1 protein-coding gene is annotated in these 1,543 nt (G+C 62.8%); it reads left to right on the forward strand.

What is annotated here, in order from left to right; all coding sequences use genetic code 11:
- Positions 1 to 1,428 (forward strand): porin (locus AC1D00_RS40560; protein ID WP_477014569.1); only part of this gene is annotated, 1,428 nt, incomplete at its 5' end.
- Positions 1,429 to 1,543: the final 115 nt, after the last annotated feature.

A 1,543-nucleotide genomic window follows, 5' to 3' on the forward strand; every position in this document is an offset into this window, starting at 1 on the left:
GCGGTCGAATACGTGAAGATCTGCTCCCTGTACGGAGCCGGTTTCTACTACATGCCGGGCACTGACACCTGCATCAAGTTCGGCGGCTACGTCCGTGCGGACATGCTGGGGAACACGAACAGCGACTACGGCATCGGCCAGGGCGCTCCCGGCGGTGGCAACAACCGTCTGGACAACTACTACCAGAGCCGCGCTCGTATGGACTTCACCGTCGATACGCGGACGGCGACCGAGTATGGCGTGGTGCGCACCTACGCCGATATGATCTTCTCCTGGGATAGCCAGGCGACCACCGCCAGCAACCCGTCGGCGTTCTCGACCGGCTCGGCTACGCTCGGCCTCTACCATGCGTTCATCCAGTTCGCTGGCTTCACCTTCGGCCGCACGGTCTCGATCTTCGACACACCGTGGCAGAGCTATCCGGCTGGTGGTCCCGACTTCCTTCCGGGCGGCAGCAACAACGTGACCGGTGTGAACCAGGTTGCGTACACGGCTGATTTCGGCCAGGGCATCACCGCTTCGGTGGCGTTGCAGGACCTGACGACCGCCGCTGGTGGCCAGTCGAACCTCTATAACGCCAGCATCACTGCTGGTGGTCTCAGTGGCTTCACCTCGGCTTCGGCTGCTGGCGCCTCCTTCATCCAGGGCATCTACGGCACCAACGATTGGGGTGGCACGCGTACGCCCGACATCGTCGGTCAGGTTCGCGTTGACCAGGCCTGGGGTCTCGCCCAGTTCTCGGTTGCCGCGCACGAACTCCACACGGCCTACTACGGCACGACGGAGCCGACCGGCCATCCCGACGACAAGTGGGGCTTTGCGGTGCAGGGTGCCTTGTCGATCAAGAACATCCCGACTGGTGCGGGTGACTCGATCAACTTGCAGGCCGTCTACACCGACGGTGCGACCCGCTACAACTTCCAGAGCCTGTTCCCGCAGAACATCTACATCTACGGTGGCAGCGGCATCGCCTATCAGAGCCTCGGCTTCGCCGGTATGGCTGATGGCGTGTTCGGCACTGGTACCGGGATCGACACGGTCAAGACCTGGGGCTTCCGCGGTGGTTACACCCACAACTGGTCCCCGAACTGGGCTTCGTCGATCTATGGTGCTTACGCTTCGCTTCGCTACGGCGACACGGGCAAGGCTCTGATCTGCGCCAACTTCGTCGCCGCCTTCGGCGCCGCCACTGCCACGTGTAACCCGGACTTCAACCTCGCGGTTATCGGCGGCAACGTGGTCTGGACCCCGGTCAAGAACCTGGCCTTCACTGCCGACCTGAGCTACGTCTGGCTCGACCAGAAGTACTCGGGCACGATCACGGGTGCTGCCACGGCGAACGCCGCGGTTGCGAAGCCCGTCGCCACCTACGAGCTGAAGGATCAGGGCAACCTCCAGTTGCTCCTCCGCGCTCAGCGCAACTTCTGATATCGGTCGTCTGACTGATCAGCGAACCCCGGCAGGAAACTGCCGGGGTTTTTCTTTGTGGGTCTCGCGGAGACCGTCTAAAAGGCAGATCGTTCGTCTGCACGCAGTACGGGAG

Source organism: Bradyrhizobium sp. P2_E8 (genome assembly GCF_056403875.1).